The organism is Dellaglioa sp. CoH-57-MRSF-16, assembly GCF_056782055.1.
Genome location: NZ_JBXAXZ010000200.1, coordinates 1 through 258, shown reverse-complemented (window position 1 = coordinate 258; position 258 = coordinate 1). Strand labels below are relative to the sequence as shown.

Sequence of the window (258 nt, the reverse complement as noted above, 5' to 3'; positions counted from 1 at the left end):
GAAAGCAAAAAGCGATGGTCGCTGCATAGCCATCAATGTCATGCACCGAGCGGAAATTGGTAATGCGGCGTGCGTAGCATCGTACGGAGCTGTGTCATACGTAGACAAAATTGTTGGGCATCGCGTCGAACACGAAGTGAATGGCACCAGCCGGGTCTATGTGATTTTGAAATACACGGGAGGCAGTAATGAAGAGTGATGCAGAACTCAATGTGGAGCGAGCACTGGCCGATCACAAGGATACGCGTGGTTGGGCGC

The 258-nt window shown here is 51.9% G+C and carries 1 protein-coding gene; it reads left to right on the top strand.

The window, feature by feature from the left end; translation table 11 throughout:
* Window positions 1-199 (top strand): hypothetical protein (locus AC1RPH_RS08415; RefSeq protein WP_481762134.1); only part of this gene is annotated, 199 nt, incomplete at its 5' end.
* Window positions 200-258 lie beyond the last annotated feature (59 nt).